Annotated in this window: 18 protein-coding genes; all 18 read right to left on the reverse strand. The window is 50.0% G+C overall.

Annotation, left to right across the window (positions count from 1 at the left end; genetic code table 11):
- Nucleotides 1–124: 124 nt before the first annotated feature.
- A complete protein-coding gene (locus METH5_RS0103505) occupies nt 125–1,390 on the reverse strand; it encodes a HAMP domain-containing sensor histidine kinase (protein WP_029147208.1) in 1,266 nt (421 codons plus the stop codon).
- A complete protein-coding gene (locus METH5_RS0103510) occupies nt 1,383–2,057 on the reverse strand; it encodes a response regulator transcription factor (RefSeq protein WP_029147209.1) in 675 nt (224 codons plus the stop codon). The genes METH5_RS0103505 and METH5_RS0103510 overlap by 8 nt, the downstream gene beginning before the upstream one ends.
- A 142-nt stretch (nt 2,058–2,199) precedes the next feature.
- Nucleotides 2,200–3,498, reverse strand: a complete 1,299-nt coding sequence (locus METH5_RS0103515) for a PepSY domain-containing protein (RefSeq protein WP_232410929.1) — start codon at nt 3,496–3,498, stop codon at nt 2,200–2,202.
- A gap of 16 nt (nt 3,499–3,514) precedes the next feature.
- The gene (locus METH5_RS0103520) at nt 3,515–5,662 is read right to left on the reverse strand and encodes a TonB-dependent siderophore receptor (protein ID WP_232410930.1); all 2,148 of its coding nucleotides are present in this window, start codon (nt 5,660–5,662) and stop codon (nt 3,515–3,517) included.
- Between the two features lie 401 nt (nt 5,663–6,063).
- The gene (locus METH5_RS0103525) at nt 6,064–8,211 is read right to left on the reverse strand and encodes a TonB-dependent siderophore receptor (protein WP_051412831.1); all 2,148 of its coding nucleotides are present in this window, start codon (nt 8,209–8,211) and stop codon (nt 6,064–6,066) included.
- Nucleotides 8,212–8,356: 145 nt separating this feature from the next.
- Nucleotides 8,357–9,160 carry an ATP-binding cassette domain-containing protein gene (locus METH5_RS0103530; RefSeq protein WP_029147213.1) on the reverse strand — a complete coding sequence of 268 codons (804 nt, stop codon included), beginning with the start codon at nt 9,158–9,160 and terminating at the stop codon, nt 8,357–8,359.
- Nucleotides 9,161–9,162: 2 nt separating this feature from the next.
- The gene (locus METH5_RS0103535; protein ID WP_051412833.1) at nt 9,163–10,224 is read right to left on the reverse strand and encodes an iron ABC transporter permease; all 1,062 of its coding nucleotides are present in this window, start codon (nt 10,222–10,224) and stop codon (nt 9,163–9,165) included.
- A complete protein-coding gene (locus METH5_RS0103540) occupies nt 10,221–11,141 on the reverse strand; it encodes a hemin ABC transporter substrate-binding protein (RefSeq protein WP_081726692.1) in 921 nt (306 codons plus the stop codon). The genes METH5_RS0103535 and METH5_RS0103540 overlap by 4 nt, the downstream gene beginning before the upstream one ends.
- 1 nt (nt 11,142) lies before the next feature.
- Nucleotides 11,143–12,219, reverse strand: a complete 1,077-nt coding sequence (locus METH5_RS0103545; RefSeq protein ID WP_029147216.1) for a hemin-degrading factor — start codon at nt 12,217–12,219, stop codon at nt 11,143–11,145.
- A gap of 17 nt (nt 12,220–12,236) precedes the next feature.
- Complete coding sequence (locus tag METH5_RS0103550; RefSeq protein WP_029147217.1) at nt 12,237–12,785, reverse strand: HugZ family protein; 549 nt, start codon at nt 12,783–12,785, stop codon at nt 12,237–12,239.
- 224 nt (nt 12,786–13,009) lie between these two features.
- Complete coding sequence (locus METH5_RS0103555) at nt 13,010–13,201, reverse strand: hypothetical protein (protein ID WP_232410931.1); 192 nt, start codon at nt 13,199–13,201, stop codon at nt 13,010–13,012.
- A gap of 57 nt (nt 13,202–13,258) precedes the next feature.
- Nucleotides 13,259–14,395, reverse strand: coding sequence for a PepSY domain-containing protein (locus tag METH5_RS0103560; RefSeq protein ID WP_029147219.1), 1,137 nt, complete (start codon nt 14,393–14,395; stop codon nt 13,259–13,261).
- Between the two features lie 24 nt (nt 14,396–14,419).
- On the reverse strand, nt 14,420–14,836 hold the full coding sequence (locus METH5_RS0103565) for a biopolymer transporter ExbD (RefSeq protein ID WP_081726693.1): 417 nt from the start codon (nt 14,834–14,836) through the stop codon (nt 14,420–14,422).
- Nucleotides 14,836–15,579 carry a MotA/TolQ/ExbB proton channel family protein gene (locus tag METH5_RS0103570; protein WP_029147221.1) on the reverse strand — a complete coding sequence of 248 codons (744 nt, stop codon included), beginning with the start codon at nt 15,577–15,579 and terminating at the stop codon, nt 14,836–14,838. The genes METH5_RS0103565 and METH5_RS0103570 overlap by 1 nt, the downstream gene beginning before the upstream one ends.
- A 45-nt stretch (nt 15,580–15,624) precedes the next feature.
- Nucleotides 15,625–16,491 (reverse strand): energy transducer TonB, encoded by an 867-nt coding sequence (locus METH5_RS0103575; RefSeq protein WP_029147222.1) that lies wholly within the window; start codon nt 16,489–16,491, stop codon nt 15,625–15,627.
- 80 nt (nt 16,492–16,571) lie between these two features.
- Nucleotides 16,572–16,796 carry a hemin uptake protein HemP gene (gene hemP, locus METH5_RS0103580; RefSeq protein ID WP_029147223.1) on the reverse strand — a complete coding sequence of 75 codons (225 nt, stop codon included), beginning with the start codon at nt 16,794–16,796 and terminating at the stop codon, nt 16,572–16,574.
- A 194-nt stretch (nt 16,797–16,990) separates the two neighbouring features.
- A complete protein-coding gene (gene rpsD / locus METH5_RS0103585) occupies nt 16,991–17,608 on the reverse strand; it encodes a 30S ribosomal protein S4 (protein ID WP_029147224.1) in 618 nt (205 codons plus the stop codon).
- Between the two features lie 62 nt (nt 17,609–17,670).
- Entirely contained in the window at nt 17,671–17,994 is a 324-nt protein-coding gene (locus METH5_RS0103590) for a hypothetical protein (protein ID WP_036307576.1), read from the reverse strand.
- Nucleotides 17,995–18,131 lie beyond the last annotated feature (137 nt).

Consider the following 18,131-nt stretch of genomic DNA (forward strand, 5'->3'; position numbering starts at 1 on the left):
TGTCATCATATCTCTCTTCTGGTAGTGCTAATTATTGTGAATGAGAATACTTCTCATAACCAGACATAATAAATAAATGCGCGTTGGGATTCCGTGGGTATTTTGTGATTTTTTTGTGAATACTTTACAAATTAATGGTAAATGTTGAGCCGCGCCTGGGCTCGGAGAGTAGACTCAGTTGCCAGCCCTGATTTTCACAGATGCGCTGAATTAAAGACAGCCCCAGACCCAAGCCATCTAACGGGAGCTGGTTACCACGAATAAAGGGCTTGAGCACCTGGCTCTGCTGATCAATTTCAATGCCAACACCGGTATCAACAACCGACACAGACGCACTGCAAATGATCAATTCAACTTTGCCACTGTGGGTGTAATTAAGCGCGTTTTTAAGCAGGTTTGATAATGCCGTTAAGAGTAAATCAGCATTGAATAATCGCGACTCAAGCGTGTCTTTACTAATCAGATTAAATACAATGTTCTTTTCCAGAAACGCAGGTTGCCAGCGATTAAAGGCTTCTTGCGCAATTTGCGCCAGTGTTTGCGTTTTTGCCGGGTTGATAGCCGTGTATTCTGCACGGGCAACTATCAGTAATGACTCGATTAATTGTTGCAGCTCCACACTCGCCCGTGCAATGCGTTGAATTCTTTCGCAATCAGGATCATCCTTGGCTCTGGTCTGCATCAACACTTCGCAGCTAGAAGAAATAATCATTAATCCACTACGAAACTCATGACTGACATCACTGGTGAACAGTCTTTCGCGCCACAGCGCGTCTTTGATCTTGGCATAAGCCTCCTCAAATGCCTGGGCGAGATCGCCAATTTCATCATTGGAAAAATGGTTGGCAATCGGCGCCTCGTCCAGCGCGCCTAACTTTCGTTGAGAGAATACTGCTGAGAGTTTAATAATCGGCGAGATAATTTGCCTGGCCAACAACCAGCCAACCAGCACCCCTACCAACATGGTGAGGAGAAAACCCGACTTGAGGGCGATGAATAAATTCCGCTCGAAGCCATCTTCGTACATGCTCTGGTCTTGCACCAGAATGTAATCCTGCCCACGAATCGTTTGTCGATAAATGTAGTAGCTGGATGGCGAGGCTTCTACCTCGGTAAAGCCAGGCTTAAGATTGATAAGATATTTAGAAATTTTAGGATCGGCAGGCGTGGTCGAGGTGAATAAATGCAAACCAAGACTTTTCAGGGTCTCACTAGGGCGCACAGGGCTCGCAACAATCAATTCGAGTTTTTCGTGCATCTCTTGCGAGAGCAGCTCATCCTCCATGGCATGCACAATGGTATAAATACCCAAGGTAAAGGCACCTGCTACAAACAGTGTAATCAGGGTAAAGGCGATCACAATCCGCCATCTGATCGAAACTTTATTCATTCTCTATCCCAATGCGATAACCAATGCCGTGTATCGTATGGACCAATGGCACCTCAAAAGGCTTGTCTATTTCAGTCCGTAGTTGGTGAATGTGCGCACGCAAATTGTCACCGCGAGTGACTGCATCACCCCAAAACTGCTCCTCCAGGTCACCGCGCTTAACTGTGTTAGGGCTTTGCTGCATCAGGGCCTCCAGCAGCTTTAAGCCAAACGGCGGGATCTTCAAAATAACCCCAGCACGCCGCACCACCAGGCTTTTCATATCAAAGCTGAGGTCATGCACCATTAATATACTACTGTTGATGCCTTTACTGCGCCTGTAGATCGCCAAGGCGCGGGCTTCTAATTCAGCCAGGGAAAACGGCTTGACTAAGTAATCATCAGAGCCAGATTCAAAGCCTTTTAAGCGATCGGCTAAGGTATCACGGGCAGTCAGCATGATTATGGGCGTAAAGACATTGCCATCGTTTCTTAATCGGCTAGCCAATTGCAAACCATCAATGCCTGGCAACATCACATCCAGAATGATGAGGTCAAACTCTTGCGTCACTGCTAAATGCAGCCCGGACAAGCCATCTTGTGCGCAATCGACCTTATGCTCTTTTGAAAAGTAATCAAGAATATTCGCTAAAATATCCTTGTTGTCTTCAATGACCAAAATACGCATGTTAGCTTTCCTTCACTGGCCGCCTATTTGGTAACAGCTGACTTTCAATATTTGAAAGAATACTAAGGCGGGATCAAAGGTTAAATTATTGCATACCCGCTTAAGAAATAACTACTGTATGTGTTGTTATTGAAAGCGCAAATCAGCGTGTGCTGGAGCGCATGCGCCTGGGGGCAAGCACCTGCTCTTGCACGATGATGGCAGACACTCTTCTGGCTTTGCGCTTTTTTAACCATAAATACACACCCGTGACTGACAGCATGGCAACAACCAGCCCCATCACCGAGATCAGCACCCGACCAGGCAAGCCTAGAATACGGCCAGAATGTAATGGAAACTGAGCCTGCACGATCACATCGCCCACGGTGCCTTCCCATGGAATACGCTTACCTACAAAATGCCCGTCTACGCCGTCGTAATACAATCGTTTATGCCCAGCGCCAGCCACGCCGTGATCCGCCTCAGGGTAATAAAAATCGACATTAAACAGCTGAAAAGCCGCGCTATATGAAACGCGCCCCACAGGCTCTTGCCAACGTTGAACACGCGCCTCCTCTGCAGCCAATGCCAATACCTGTTCATAACTCACTTTTGGTGGCAATTGCTGTGCGACGGGTAAGCGCGGACGTAAATCAGAAGGGGCTGGCGTCAACGTAAAAGCGGACTTCATCACCGGCATAAACACTTCCCGCCGCAGATTAAGTGCCAAGGCTGAAAACGCCAGAATAATCAGCAATAGCCATGTCCACAAACCGAATGCTCTATGCATGTCAAAGTAACGCTTGTGTGTACTGCTGTTCCAGCGCATTTTCCAGGCAGGCCACCAGCGCTGCCAGAATGTTGCTTGATGAGGATGACGTTGTGCTTTGTGCAGCTTGGTCTTGGGTTTGTTGGCAGACTTGGGCAAGGTGAGGTAAAAACCCACAAAACTATCAATCAGCCAAATAATCGCCACGCCACCTAACAACCAGATGCCCCAGCGGTCTATGCCCCACATCTCAGGCAAGTGCAGGCTGTAGTGCAATTTATACAGGAACGAGACAGCATTGGTACGATCTACAGGCCACACCGCACCCCATTCGCGCTTACCCAACTCTTCGCCACTCACAGGATCGACAAACACCTGGTTAAACGTGACAGGCTCCAGGCCATTGGGTGGGGTGGGCAGCGGCCTGACACCAATCGCAAGTGTGTGACCTGGCTCTACTGTTAACGGGATTGAACTGACTTGTACTTGCGGATAGCGCTCGGCAACTTGCCTGGCGAGCGCCAGCGTAGATTGGTGCATTCCCGTTGACTCACTATGCATCAGTTGCGGGTTAAGCAACGCATCCAGCTCGTGATCCCACGAGATGATGGCGCCAGTCAGGCCGGTTAATAACAAAAACAAGGCACTGAACAAACCTAACCAGCGGTGAATCAACAGCAAGTAAGAACGCAAATCACATTACCTCAAACTAAAAGTCCAGTTGCGCACTAATCGTCACAGTGCGTGGCGCACCTAACACAAGGTATCCAGAATTAGAGGTAGTACCCGCATAACCACCTGCAGAAGCCCAGTAATCTCTGTCTGTTATGTTATCAATACGACTGCGTACAGTAAATAAATGCCCTTTAATTTCTGTGGCATATCTAGCGCCGATATCTAACCGGGTCCAACCTGGAGCACGTTGCGTATTATCACTATCGACATATACATTGCCAGTAGCAATAACGCGCGCATCAAAAGTTAAGCCTGGTACCATAAACGCGTCCCACTCTACCCCCAAGTTCGCTTGTCTATCAGGCACACCAATGGTTTGCTTACCCTCAGAGGCAGCATCACCAGTATTCTTCTGCTTGGCATCTAACCAAGTAACACCGCCCAATACACGCAGGCCTGGTAGCATCTGACCATACGCCATCAACTCAACCCCTTGATGCTCCTCTTTACCTTGTGAGGTAAATACATCCGCCGCATTCACAAAACCACGTGGTTTCTCCGTTGTAAAGTAGGCAGTAGTCACACGGATCTTACCAAAGTCAAACTTAGCACCCACTTCTTTTTGTTTAGAGACGTAGGGGGCAAGCGTCTGGCCTGGGTTAGTAATTGGTTGAGAAAGCGTTGATTGCGGAGCAGTAGCACCTTGCGATAAACCTTCAATATAGTTGGCATACAAAGAGACGCCATCCCAAGGTTTTACCACGGCACCCAATACCGGACTTAACTTACTCTTATCATAAGCATCGTCAAACACGCCATCGTAGGTATAAGTTGTACCTACTATTTGCTGATGTCTCACCCCTAACGTCAACAACAACTGATCATCCAGCATAGTCAATGTGTCACCCAGTGCCACACTTCGCAATATCGTTCTACCTGTGGTCTTCGGATTATTTAACACACCGCCTGAGCCAGCCGTTGCAGTAAAGGCTGGCAGTGAAGAGTAAACTGGCGCATACAAATTGGTATTTACTGAAGTGCCACTAAAATCAAATGTATACGCTGCTTTTTTTTCAAAATGATATAAGTTCGCATTCAAAACCACATCGTGCCCAATCGAGCCTGTCTCAAACTTACCTTTTAAACCCACTTCACCCGTGCGCACCGAGTCTTCTCTGGTATTGTCAAATCTATACAGGCTACCAGCGCCAGTTGCAGAATTACTCACTGTCAGGTTCGCCAAAGAGTTCGCTTCATGTGACTCGCGGAACCCGCCAGCAAAGTAAGCCGTCACTTTGCTTGTCAAATCATACTCACCACGCAGACTACCAAATGTATCTCTCTCATTAGAATACGACCATGGCTGTGCCCAGTTCGTATCACTCTTGGGTGCACGAGGTACATCTATACCTGCAGCCAGAGAGACATTGGTGCGCGTTTGCTTCAAGTGGTTATCCTGATAGCCAATATCTCCAGACAAGCGCAACTTCTCACCGCGCCAATCTAACGCAAGTGACACCAGATCCACATCAGCATGTTCTTTATTCACTGCTGTACCACCATCACGTTTGGATACATTCAGCCGAACACCAGCACGATCATCCGGCCCAAAACGTCTAGCAACATCGGCAGAAATTAATTGCTGGTTACCAGAGCTCCAACCTGCATTCACCACGCTTAATGGCTCATTGGGTGCGCGTTTTGGCAACAATGAAATAGAGCCGCCGATACCGTCGCCATTCGGGCTAGACCCGTTTAAGAAGGCAGAGGCACCACGTAACACTTCTACACGCTCAAACAGTTCTGCTGCAATATATTGCCTGGGTAACAAGCCATACAAGCCGTTATAGGCAACACTGTCTGAATACAGTTGAAAACCGCGAATAAAATACGATTCCTGAAAGTTACCAAAGCCACGTGCAACGCGCACAGAGGGGTCGTTCAAAAGTACGTCACCCACACTTTTAGCTTGCTGGTTCTGAATGAGCTCATTGGTGTAGGCATTGATTGAAAATGGCGTATCCATCGCATCTTGGTTACCCATCACACCGACACGGCCACCTTTAGCAACCTGACCACCCGCATACGGCTTCATCAGCCCTTTGGCATTGGCATCTGCCGACGCTTTTACCTTTACCTCTTCCAACGTGTCTACTTCAGACTCTTCAGCAGAAGCGTCCATAAAAACCATTGCAGATATCACTGCAAGCAAGATTTTTTTATACGAGTTCATGTCAAGATAACCTCAAAAAGTTAAAAACCAAGCACTTAAGAATATGCTTGGTTATCAATATAAAATTCAGCGTTAGCGCGATAGCTCGCCGACAAAAGTGTGCTGACGCCCGCTAATTGTAGAAATACTACGAACAACTGCTGGCGATTGGGAGATGTGTTTACGCGCAACCCAATCAATATTAAATGATAACAATTCTCACTATCAAAATCAATTAAAAGCTCAGCCATAAGCCGGTTGATAACAGTAGAGCAACCATAAAAAACAACGCCCTACCGATTGGCAGGGCGTTGTTTTTAGCTTCGAATCAGTCGTTCAAAGTAACCGAAAGCTTGCTCGTAGGCTCAACACTAATATTTCCATGTAAGCGTCGCCATGCCATTAAACGGTGCTGCGTAAAAGGCTTGGCCATATGCGGAATATCTAAAACTCGACAAGTACTTTTCATCTGTCACGTTATATAAATTGAGGGCCACATCCCACTGCTTGTCAATTTTATAATTAGCCATCAAATTTAAAACAGCGTAACTATCCTGCTCGTAGCGCACAGTGCCAATATCCACATAGATGTCACTCTGCCAATTGACGCTTGCACCGACTTTTAGATTCTGGACAAATGGCACCTTGTACACAACGCTCAAATGCGCCATATGCTTGGGCGTGAAGGTGTTCGCACTTGCACCGCTTTGCCCTTTGATGCTGGTTAAGCGGGTATAGCCAGCACTCATACTCAAATGGTCACTCACTTCACCTGACACATCGAACTCATAACCTTTGCTCGTCGCCTCTATGCCCTCGTACAACTGGTTAGTTGGCGACGATGGAATAGGCACTGGTTGGTTCTCCTGTTCGGTTTTAAATAATGCAAACGAACTATTAAGTGCCTTATTAAACCATTCACTTTTAACACCAAGCTCATAGTTTTTGCCCTCTAATGGGGCTAGTACTGTCCCGCTAGCCCCCCGCTCCACTTGTGGCCTGTAAATACCCGCATAACTGGCATACAACGAGTTCGCATCGTTCAAATCGTATATTGCACCGACGTAAGGAATAAACTTATTATCTTCATTGGCCTTTTGGGCCACGGCATAAGCCTCGCCATCCAATTTATAACTTAACAAGCTACCACCCATCGTAACCTTGAGTCCATCTATTGGATTTAACTTGGCAGCCGTGTAAAGATTAGTGGTTCTGGTTGAGTAATCAGAGCTTTTACTTTCAGGGCTAAACGAAGGATAAGGAACATCCCCGGCGGCATCAAAGCTGTCAAGTGGTACGCCCGCCACACTGCGAGAAAACTCCCTCATATTACTGCGACTTAAAGTGGCACCGACGACCAACTCATGCTTGCGCCCCCCCAACTCAAATGGCCCATTGGCATAAATATCCGCTACATAGTCCTGTGTCTTAAAGGTATAAAAGAAAGGATTGGTACTTAAGCCCAGGCCCGTGGCACGATCTTCACTACCAGAGACATAATCATGAGGCCCGGCAGAGGTAACGGCTTTTTGTGTGAGCTGACCTTTAACTTTCCACTCATTATTAAAGTAATGCGTTAACTCGGCAAAGCTGATATTGGTATCTACATTGCGGTAACTCCAACTCGGCGCGGTCGAATCAGATACTTTGTAAGGACGCTTGCTGCCATCGGAATACAGCAAACTCAAACCACCAAACATATTGCCGCTGGCGTCGTTTCTTTGATAGGTATGGCCAATAGCGAAACTGGTGTTATCTGTGAGGTCGGCCTCAATAATGCCGTAGACAACATCTCGCGTACTACTGTAACGGTCAAGATAAGAGTTCTTCTCCTGGTGTGCTGCGACCAGGCGTGCACGTACACTACCATCACCATTCAAAGCGCCTGAAATATCGGCATCCAGACGTCTGTTATCCCAAGAACCCAGGGAGGCGTTGGCTTTGGCTTGAAAATCTTTTGTTGTACGTTTACGAATAAAATTGATGGTGGCAGAAGGATTGCCAGGACCCGTTACCAATCCATTGGCACCACGCAGCACTTCTATGCGGTCATACAAGGCAATATCCAGATCGCCGTAGTTCGTCCCGCTAAAACTAATCGGCATGCTAAGGCCATCTACCTGAAAGTTGGTAATATTAAAGCCACGTGAGGTGTATTCGGTACGGTCTGTTTCAAACTGCTCCACTTTAATACCGGTTGCGTAAGACAACGCGTCATTGACTGTCAAGACACGAAAATCATCCAACTGCTCACGTGTAACTACTGAGATAGATTGTGGCGTTTCGCGAATGCTTGTATTTAGACGTGTAGCTGTTGCGGTAGATTTAACGGTATATGACTTTGTTTTTTCTGAAGGCTGATCTTTTGCCGCCTGGGAGGTGACCTTGACCTCCGGCAGAGATTCAACCTCTTCTTTGCGCGCTGAATCTTCAGCATATCCAAGATAAGGAATAGCAAGCAGTAGCGCGGCTACCAGGCTACGGTGGCGGAATGAATATGATAATTGTGAATTGCGCACGAGGCTCCCCTGTCAATAAACTGCTGGCTACAGGAGGCTTTTCTCGTTGGCTTGCACTAAGCCATAAATGATAACAATTATCATTCAATACATCAAGAGGACGAGCCAAGCTAGCTGGCTCTCACCATGTAAAATGGTGCTAACCTTAAGCCACAGCCCGTGGCTTCAAGCTTGGGGCGACAATCATTTCGCCGTCCTCGGTAACGGCAGAGGCCAGGCTGACGTTGTATAGCGCTTCGAGCAATGGCAGGGTGACATGCGGTGTGCGGTAGTCGCCCACCAATGCGCCATGCTTGATAAAGATCAATCGCTCAAAGCCTTGCAGGGCCTGATTAATGTCGTGCAAAATGGCCAGAATGGCGTGACCGCGTTTGGCGGCAAACGTATAAATCGCCTCCATCAAACTAAACTGCAAGCCCGGGTCCAGCGCGGCCAACGGCTCATCTACCAGCAGCAAGCCCTGCTCCACATCCCACAGCTGTGCAAACACGCGCGCCATTTGTACACGCGCTTTTTCGCCACCAGACAAGGTGTCAAAACGGCGGCCCAGTAGATGTGCCGCGCACGCCTGTTCAGCTGCTTGCTGCACAATAGAGTCAAGCGATGGGTCGTGCATGCGTGCCACGCGCCCCAGGCCGATGACCAAGTCAACCGGCAGCCCAAACGCGACTTCATGCGACTGCGGCAAAATAGCGCGACGGCGGCTTAAATCCGACAGTGACCAATCTTTGAGTGGGCTCTGGCAAAAGTCTGCGCGACCACTCGCGGGGGCTAACTCTCGTGCCAGCAATTTAAGCAGAGTCGATTTACCAGCCCCGCTAGGGCCCAATACAGCAACGCGCTCACCGGGTTGAATGGCAAGTGAAAAGGGGCCAAACGTACGTTGGCCGAGATTCACCGTGACACGATCGAGTGACAACATACTGATGTTTTTTACTGCGTCGGTCATGCTTAGTTACCCTTCCTGACACTGGTGAGCAGGACAAGAAAGAAAGGCGCGCCTAACAGGGCCGTAAAGATACCCACCGGGATTTCTGCCGGAATAGCCACGCTTCTGGCGGTAGTATCCGCCACCAGTAAAATAATAGCGCCGACCAGCATGGCCAATGGCGCAAGGCGGCGCTGGTCAGGGCCGACTACCAAGCGCACAATATGCGGCGCAACCAGGCCGATAAAGCCGATGACACCACACCAGGCTACCGAGAATCCGCACAACAGCGCGACCAGAATGATCACGCGGCGGCGCAGATGCCGGACATTGATGCCTACATGCGCGGCCGCAGCTTCGCCCAGCGCTAACGCATTCATGGCACTCACCAGCCGCCGCACATACCAGAGAGCAGCCACTAGCAATAATGATAGTGTCGCCACTAACGGCCAGCTGCCGCCTGCCAGAGAGCCTAGCGTCCAAAAAGTCAGGCTACGTAATTGCTCGTCGGTCGCCAGGTAAGTACACAAGCCAATAATGGCAGCAGCCAATGCATTCAACGCAATACCGGTCAGCAATAATCCGGCAATCGAATCTGCGGTCAGCCAGCGTGCAACAGTATCCAGCAATAAACACACCCCAACCGCACCCGCAAACGCAGCCACTGGTAGCACCCAAAAACGCCAGGCAACCGGAATATCAATGCCGCTGCCCGCCAGCACCACAATGGTCAAGGCCGCTGCACAAGCTGCGCCACTGGTGACCCCTAGCAAGCCTGGGTCAGCCAGCGGGTTACGAAACAGGCCTTGTGTCAGCGCGCCAGACAAGCCAAGCACTGCACCCACCAAGGCTGCGAAAAACATACGCGGCAAGCGCAGGTTCCACAGCACATATGCGCCACTGGTCAGCGGCTCTTCGTGGCGCCATAACACCATCCAGTCATTTGTGGTCACAGGCACTGCGCCTGCCCATGCGGCCACCCAAAAACACAACAGCAGCACTAACGATAAAAACCAGACCGGCCTGTTGAGCAGGCCGGTGGTAAAACGCGAAGTCAAGGAGATCGCACCTGCAATCGCATTCATGTACTCATCACCTTCAATAATGCGTTATCTAATGCGGTCACTGCTTGCGGCATGCGCGGGCCAAAGCCCAGCATAAACATCGCCTCCAGTGAGGCCACACGGCGCTTTTGCCCTGCTGGCGTTTGTGCCACACCCGGCAGCCTTAACACACCATCAATCCCGCCCACGATATTTAAACCCTGGTCAGTAAACAACACCACATCCGGCTGGGCCGCAATCACAGCTTCCGGCGTTAATGGTTTAAAACCATCAAACCCCTGCACTGCATTATGCGCACCGACATAATGTAGCATAGCCTCAGCACTGCTGCCCTTGCCGCCAACCATGACCTGGCCCGGGCTATGCGAGAGGATAAAAAGCACTCGTGGCGCGGGTGATTTACGGGCCAAAATAGGCTCACGCGCACGCTGCCAGTCAGTTTTCATTTTTTCAACTAATTGCGCCGCCTGCGTTGGGCGATCAATCAAGCCACCTAGTCGAGTCACGCGATCCAGCACGCCTTCAAACTTGTCATTGGCAGCCAACACGGTCACCGGCACACCTGCCGCACTGATTTGACGCAGCACCGCGGGCGGGCCAGCATCCTCAGTCGCAATCACATGGTTAGGCGCCAATGCCAAAATACCCTCGCTGGATAAAGTGCGTGCATAGCCCACACTTGGCAGCTTGGTTGCCGCCTCTGGAAACAGTGAAGTGGTATCCACACCAGCCAGCTCATGGCTGGCACCCAAGGCATAAATAATCTCAGTCAGCGCACCACCGATACTGACAATACGGCGGGCAGATTTTTTATCTGCTGCCCAGGCCATCGTGTGCGGCAGGCAAACGCTGGCAGCGAGCGCACTCGCCTGCAACAAAAAATGACGGCGGGCTGGTGTTGTTTCCAAATCGTTTTTCGGCATATTTACAAATGACATATTAACTCAGACATAACGCATTATTGTTAAGCAGGCCTTCAACCAATGCCCGCCATGCAGCAAGCTCTGGCTTGCCGGGTTTGCGCTCACCAAAGAACATTGCAATCACCTCGCCATGCTGGTCGAACAGCTCCAGCGAAGTCACCACGCCATCCACCGTCGGCTTGCGCACGACCCATGCACTGGCAATATGGTCTTCACGCAAATGCAGGTTAAAGCCTGGGTCTAACACATTAAGCCACGGGCCCATCACCGCAATTTTTTTCACCGGGCCAGAGTGAATCTGAATCATGCCCGGATTACCCACAAACACCATGATGGCGACATTGTCGTTGGCAGCTGTTTCTAGCAACTGACGTGCACTGGCAGGGTTAACCGGCTGCACAAACTGCTCTTCACCCAGCCGCATGCTTTGCAGGCGTGACACGCCAAATTGTTTAAGCAATGCAAAAAAATCATGCGTATCTTGCAGCGCTGCCCAAGCCGCCTGAAAACTTGCTACATCAATGCTGCTATCAGGCTTTTCGGCTGCCTGCGGAGCAGCTGGCAGCGGCACTAACCCAGGCTGCTGGTTGGCATCGGCAAATTGCACCACCAACGCCTCATAGGCGGCAACATTGCTTTGCGGCTTGATAAACACCTTATGAATAGCAGTGCCAGTGGCATCAAAAAACTGCAAACTCTGTTGAGTACTGTTTTCGCCAGGTTCTGACACGGCAAAACCATGCGCCCATTGCCCATAAAACGCGCGCAAATCAATGTCAGCACCCAGCACCAGCCCAACGTGATTGGTATCACTCACGTTGGTATAGACACCAGTTTTTTCATGCACACAGGAGAGATTACGCGTCAGAGCCATCACTTCGCCCAAGGGTTCCAGCGCTTTGATCAGCGCGGGCCAAACTGGCTGCAGGCGCGTCGCACGCATCAAAGCGCCCTCATTGCTCACACCCACATGCGCAGCAATCAGCTCGCCCTCAGAAATTTGCAGTTTTTCTGCAATATCGCGATGGCGCGCCTTACCCGACTGGCGCTCAATCAAAAATTGCTGACGGATAAACTCAATAGTGTGACTCATGACTGCATCCATTAAACTTAAGCCAGTTCGTCCAGTTTTTGCTGGCTGGCATGGTCTGGTGCAGCATGGCCTTGATCATTACGGTGTGTGATTTGCAGTAAATCCTGGCCGTTCAAATGATAAGCCTTAGCAAAACCAGCCACATAACTCGCATGCGACGGGGTTAATTCCACCATATGAAAGTCTGTCAGTTTGCCAATCGCATCCATGAACTTGCCAAACTTTTCATAAAACAAGGCCATCACCTCATCAAATTTGGTGTCCGTTCTAGCGACTTCTTGCGTGTCACATTTGAACACCAGACGTTTTCTGGCAAACAAATGACCAGCATCTTTTTCGCTCTCAATGAACATGGCTGAACAACGCCCGGTTTCACGCAAGTTGGCGCAATGGGTAGCCAACTCACTCACATAAATATAAAACTTGTTATCGCGTTCGACAAAAGCGGCATAACTTGCCTCGGGGATCCCTTGTGCATTAGTCGTTGCTAACTGCACAGATTTAAACAACCCTTTAAAAGCAATGGCTTCTTCGCCGACTGACTGCAACTTCTCGTTCTCGTTCACGTCACTTCTCCTAAGTTCATGATGCAAGCCACTGCGCATTGTTTTTTTGTTTACACAGCGCTTGCTGAAACCGTGACTATTCATCACGGCAATTAATGATATTCTATATGATAATCATTCTTATTTACATAAAAAGATTTGATCTATCTGGTGTTGTAAGCAAAAAACAGGGGTGTAAAAAAGAAAATTGCGCGATGAACCTAGGCGTTTATCGCCCGGCACGATCACTTACGACGTGAAAACAGCGGCTGTATCCAATAGAAAAATACTGCGACCAACACCGGGATGGCGATGGCAGCATTCGCGAGATACTCGCGCGCATCGTCAAAAACCAGCGCGAAAATCAAGCCAGCCATAGACACCAGGGCGATGAGCAACGGCCAGAAAAAAATTTGGGAGAGTTGTTTATTTGGCATAAATAGATGTGTCACCATTATTCACCTCACATGGGCGTACCCATCGTAATCTTGCGTTTAATAGGCCTCACTAAGCGTAATTCTTGAACGGATATCCGGCACATACTGATGCCGCTTTTTCCACCACAGCATCAAGCCGGTCCACAAGACAATAATGGTGATGACATCGAGCAAAGCCCATAGCCACTTTAAAGTCATGCCGCCATAGTCGCCAAAATGCAGCGGCTGTGAAACCAGCAACGCCACTAAATACCACGGCAAATCGCGGCTATCGGTCAGGGTTGCCGTCCGCGCATCCACCAGCACTGGCTTAAACAGCCGCTTGGTCAGTGGTGAGTCGCCACGCATAAAAATACCGTAATGGTGCGGGCTGGCGTAGTCGGTGCCCGGAAAAGCAATAAAGCCTAATTGCATGTCCGGTTCGGTTTTTTGCGCGACTTGCAACGATGCTTGCAGTGACGCAAATTGCGTCGGCGGTGGCAGGTTTTTATAAGGCGCAATCATTTGCGACATCTGATCAAACTGCCAGTATTTAATCAACAAATCTGACCAGGCATTGATGACGCCAGTGGCAGCCACCACCAATGCCCAGCTGAGAATGACAATGCCCAGAAAGTTATGCACATCCAGGCGCTTAAGCTTCTGGCCGCGTTGGCGACGAATTTCGCCAAAGGCCAATTTGCGCATAAACGGCGCATACAACACCACGCCGGAGATAATAGCCACCAGCAACAAAAAGCCCATCAAGCCTAAAAATAGCATGCCCGGCAAGCCAGCAAACAAATCAACATGCAGCTTGAACATGACATACATAAAGCCTTCTTCTACCGGCGGCTCACCTAGCACTTGTGCGGTGCGCGCATCTAGCACCACCTGCTTAAAGCCACTCTCGGCGGTGGTGGTTTTTGCCATGCTGATGACCCATTGCAGCGGCTCGTCCTCTTCGCGGTACATATACAAAGGCACCATGCCGGGCTGCTTTGCTTTGGCAGCGGCTAGCATCGCGTCCATGCTGGCCATCGGGCCTTGATGCGTTATTTGCGGCGTCGCAATATGATCGCCCAGCCAATCCCCAATTTCATGGTGAAAGATCAGCGGCAGGCCGGTCAGGCACAGCAATAGCATAAACACCGTGCACACCAGGCTGGACCATTTATGCACCCATGCCCAGGTACGGATAGAGGACTGCGTCATAGAAAAAAGCTCTAGTCGTGTGATTTACGGTTGCGGCTGGCTAACAAAACCCACTTTTTTCATGCCCGCGGTCTGCGCCTTTGCCAGCACCTCGGCCAACACCTGATAACGCGTGTTTTTGTCGGCACGAATCTGCAACTCAGGCTGCTGCTGCTTGGCCGCCTCATCTGCCATGCGCGCAGACAAATCAGTCACTTGAATTTCGCTATCGTTCCAGAAGATTTTGCCATCCACATCGACCGCCAGGTCGATCACTTCCGGCTTTTCTTCCAGCGGTTGCGACGTCGCCTGCGGCAAATCAATTTTGACTGCGTGCGTCAGCAATGGCGCCGTGATAATAAAAATCACCAATAGCACCAGCATCACATCCACCAACGGCGTGGTGTTGATTTCACTCATGGGCTGAGTGTGCTCACCCGCACTGAATGGATTTTGCCCCATCATACATTGCCACCTTTATTGGCTACTTTCACATGCAGCTCGGTCACATTGGCTGGCTTGCCGTTGGTTTTTATCACCAATGGCGCACCGGTGGTGAGCAGGGTATGCAAATCTTGCGCAAAACTTTCCAACTCGGCCATGATGCCGCGATTGGCTTTAATAAAAGCGTTATAAGCCAGCACGGCAGGAATCGCTACCGCCAGACCAATCGCCGTCATAATTAACGCCTCACCCACCGGGCCGGCCACTTTATCAATAGTGGCAACGCCAGATTGGCTAATGGCGCTCAATGCGTGGTAAATACCCCACACCGTACCGAACAAACCAACAAAAGGCGCCACGCTACCCACAGAAGCCAGCACAGATAAACCGCTCTCTAATGCGGCTTGCTCTTGCGACAAGGTACGACGCAACTGGCGCGCAATAAACTCATCCTGGCTGCAAGCCGCGCCTAATGACTGGCTGGCATATTGCTGGTGATGCTGGGTCGACTCGGCTGCCGTCACTGCCAGGCGAAACGCCGGCGATTGCAACTGCGGCTCTTGCAGCGCTTCTTGCAACGTGGCCTTACGCCAGAACTGACGCACATAAGAAGACACATCACGCTTGCGTTTAAATACTTGCCAGGTTTTAACCAGAATAAAATACCAGCTCAACACTGACATCGTTAGTAAAATCAGCGCCACCAAAACCGACACCACACCGCCTTCGGTGATAAAAGCCAAACCACTTGTTGATTGCATTAAAAATTTCCCTTCACTGATAACTTGCTAACTATCGACACTTGCTTAATTTTGCGTGAGCGAGAATGACAAAGGCACATTGACATAAGCACTCAATGCCTTGCCACCTTTGCGCGCAGGCTCAAAACGCCATTGCTTCACCGCCGTCACCGCAGCTTTGTCCAATCGCTCAAAGCCACTACTTTTGATCACATCCACTGACTCTGGCAGCCCTTCAACAGACACCAGCACCTTCATCAGCACCTTGCCCTCTTCACCGGCACGGTGCGAGAGTCTCGGGTATTCAGGCCGCGGATTATTCAGGTAAGCTACACCAAATTTTGGCGGCTCTTCTTTTTCTTCAACCACCTCTTGCTTGGGTGGCGCTGAGACCACTGGCGCAGGCTTGCTGGCGGCAGCTGCAGGCGCCTCTAACGGCGGCGCAGAGGCCTGTGTACTGGCTTCAAACCGCGGCTGGTCTGGCGCAGCTTCTACAATGCGCTCAACCACAGGCACCGGGCGCTCTATCGGCTTCACCGGTGTGTCTTTAGGCTTGATCACTGGTTTAACCACGGGTTGTTTTTTGATGATAGGCACCACTTCAGGCGCAAGTGCCTCTTCTTTTTTGGCTGGCAAAGTGATTAACGAAACCGTCATCGGCTCAGGCTTGGGCAATTCAATGACCGGCGCCTGATGCAGCACCAGCCAGGCAATGACGGCCGCATGCAAGGCAACCACCAGCAACATACCCAAACCATGCCAATCCTGGCGCTTATCACGCTGCAACCAATCTTCAGTGGCCAGGACAGACCAGCGAAAAATACCCGCCAACTCACCCAGCTGGCGACGATGCAGGCTCAGCTCAGGCAGTTGTGGCGCTGACGCGCGCGCGGGCTTTAATGACAACCCTTGCAAAGACTCACGTTGCACCATGTGCAGACTCCTCTGGTAAAACCACAAAAGGCAACCCTAGGTTGCCAGCATTACACACACATTTCACGCAAAAACCTCGATTAATCTTGTTGCACCAATGCTGCTGCCATGATCGCATGGCACTTGGTCAACAGTAATTTATTTTGCTTGGTACGGGTCAACTGATACGTGTCGCCGCCATGCACAATCGCCAATATTCCAGCGTCACCCAGCAATTGCTTCGCCTCAATCGTCGGCATGCGTCCCAATGAAACACTGGCCGCATTTTGCGCCTCACCTAATGATGATGGCAAGCGATTAGTCATGCTTTAACATCCAGTCTAAAAAAAGGCCGACTTATATGCAAAAGCATTGCGGCAATAGGATTTCAAGGAACACCCTTACCAGGGATAGGTTGGCGCATAAACATCACGCCGAATTTGAGCAATGACATGTTGGGGTTAGGAGCATTGCTCAAATGCTTTAGCGACCCGACACCAGCGGCGCCTGGCCAGCGAAATTAAACGCGGTTAGAGTAATACTCAACCACTTGTTGCACATCAACCGGAAACGGCACATCTTCAATTGAAGGCAAGTGTCCGACTTTTACTGAAGCAGAGGTTTTTTCAACCGCCAACCACTCCGGTACAGTCAGGCTAGGGGTTGCAATCGCATCAACCACCATCGGAATCTTGCGGCTTTTTTCTTTCACCGCCACCACATCACCCACTTGCAAACGAATAGATGCAATGTTGGCTGATTTGCCGTTAAGCAATACATGGCCATGACTCACCAGTTGACGTGCAGCAATGCCAGTCGGCGCAAAACCGGCTCTGAACACCACGTTATCCAAACGGCGCTCCAGCAAAGACATCAATTTTTCACCCGTCGGCTCGCTGCCTTTACGCGCTTCGAGGATCAAACGACGCATCTGCTTTTCGCTCACACCGTAGTTAAAACGAATCTTTTGTTTTTCTACCAGCTTGACTGCAAAGTCAGAGCGACGGCGACGTGATGCCTGCTGCCCATGCTGACCTGGTGGGTTAGGACGATTTTCAATCGACTTACGTGACAATCCGGGCAGTTCAACGCCCAATGCGCGCATAATCTTCAGTCTGGGTCCTGTGGTTCTTGCCATGAATCTATAGCCTTTCTTGGTTTATCTTTATTACTACTTTTTAATATGTTGCCGCGAGCGCATTACTGTAACGTAGTCGAATGCGGCACAAAATCGGTCACTGCCTGCTGCAGTGCAAACTCCTGATGCGCCTGCAACAAGGCCTGCCAATCCTGCAACAACTGCTTCGCAGCAGATTCAATCAAGCCACTTTCTGCATACTCGGGTGCGGTCAGCGTTTGCGCCAGACTGCACCCTAATAAAGCCAGATCCTCAGAAGGATTCACCGCATAACGAGTGGCCACACAACTGAGCGACACCAACACCGCACTCGCTGTTGGCAAGTCGGGATCAAACAAATTGCTGGCTGGCGCGGCGTAATCAACTTGCATTGCAATGACTTTCATTTAATCGTTATGCAAATGATAATGTTTCTCATTTATGATGTCAACTATTGTTTGCAATTGCCCTCAACACAGCGCCACCAATGCTGCGCACCCCCTGTGGCAAACACCCAACATCACGGACAGATAGCCGCGCCAGA

The sequence above is a fragment of the Methylophilus sp. 5 genome (genome assembly GCF_000515275.1).
In the GTDB taxonomy this organism is placed as follows: Bacteria; Pseudomonadota; Gammaproteobacteria; order Burkholderiales; family Methylophilaceae; genus Methylophilus.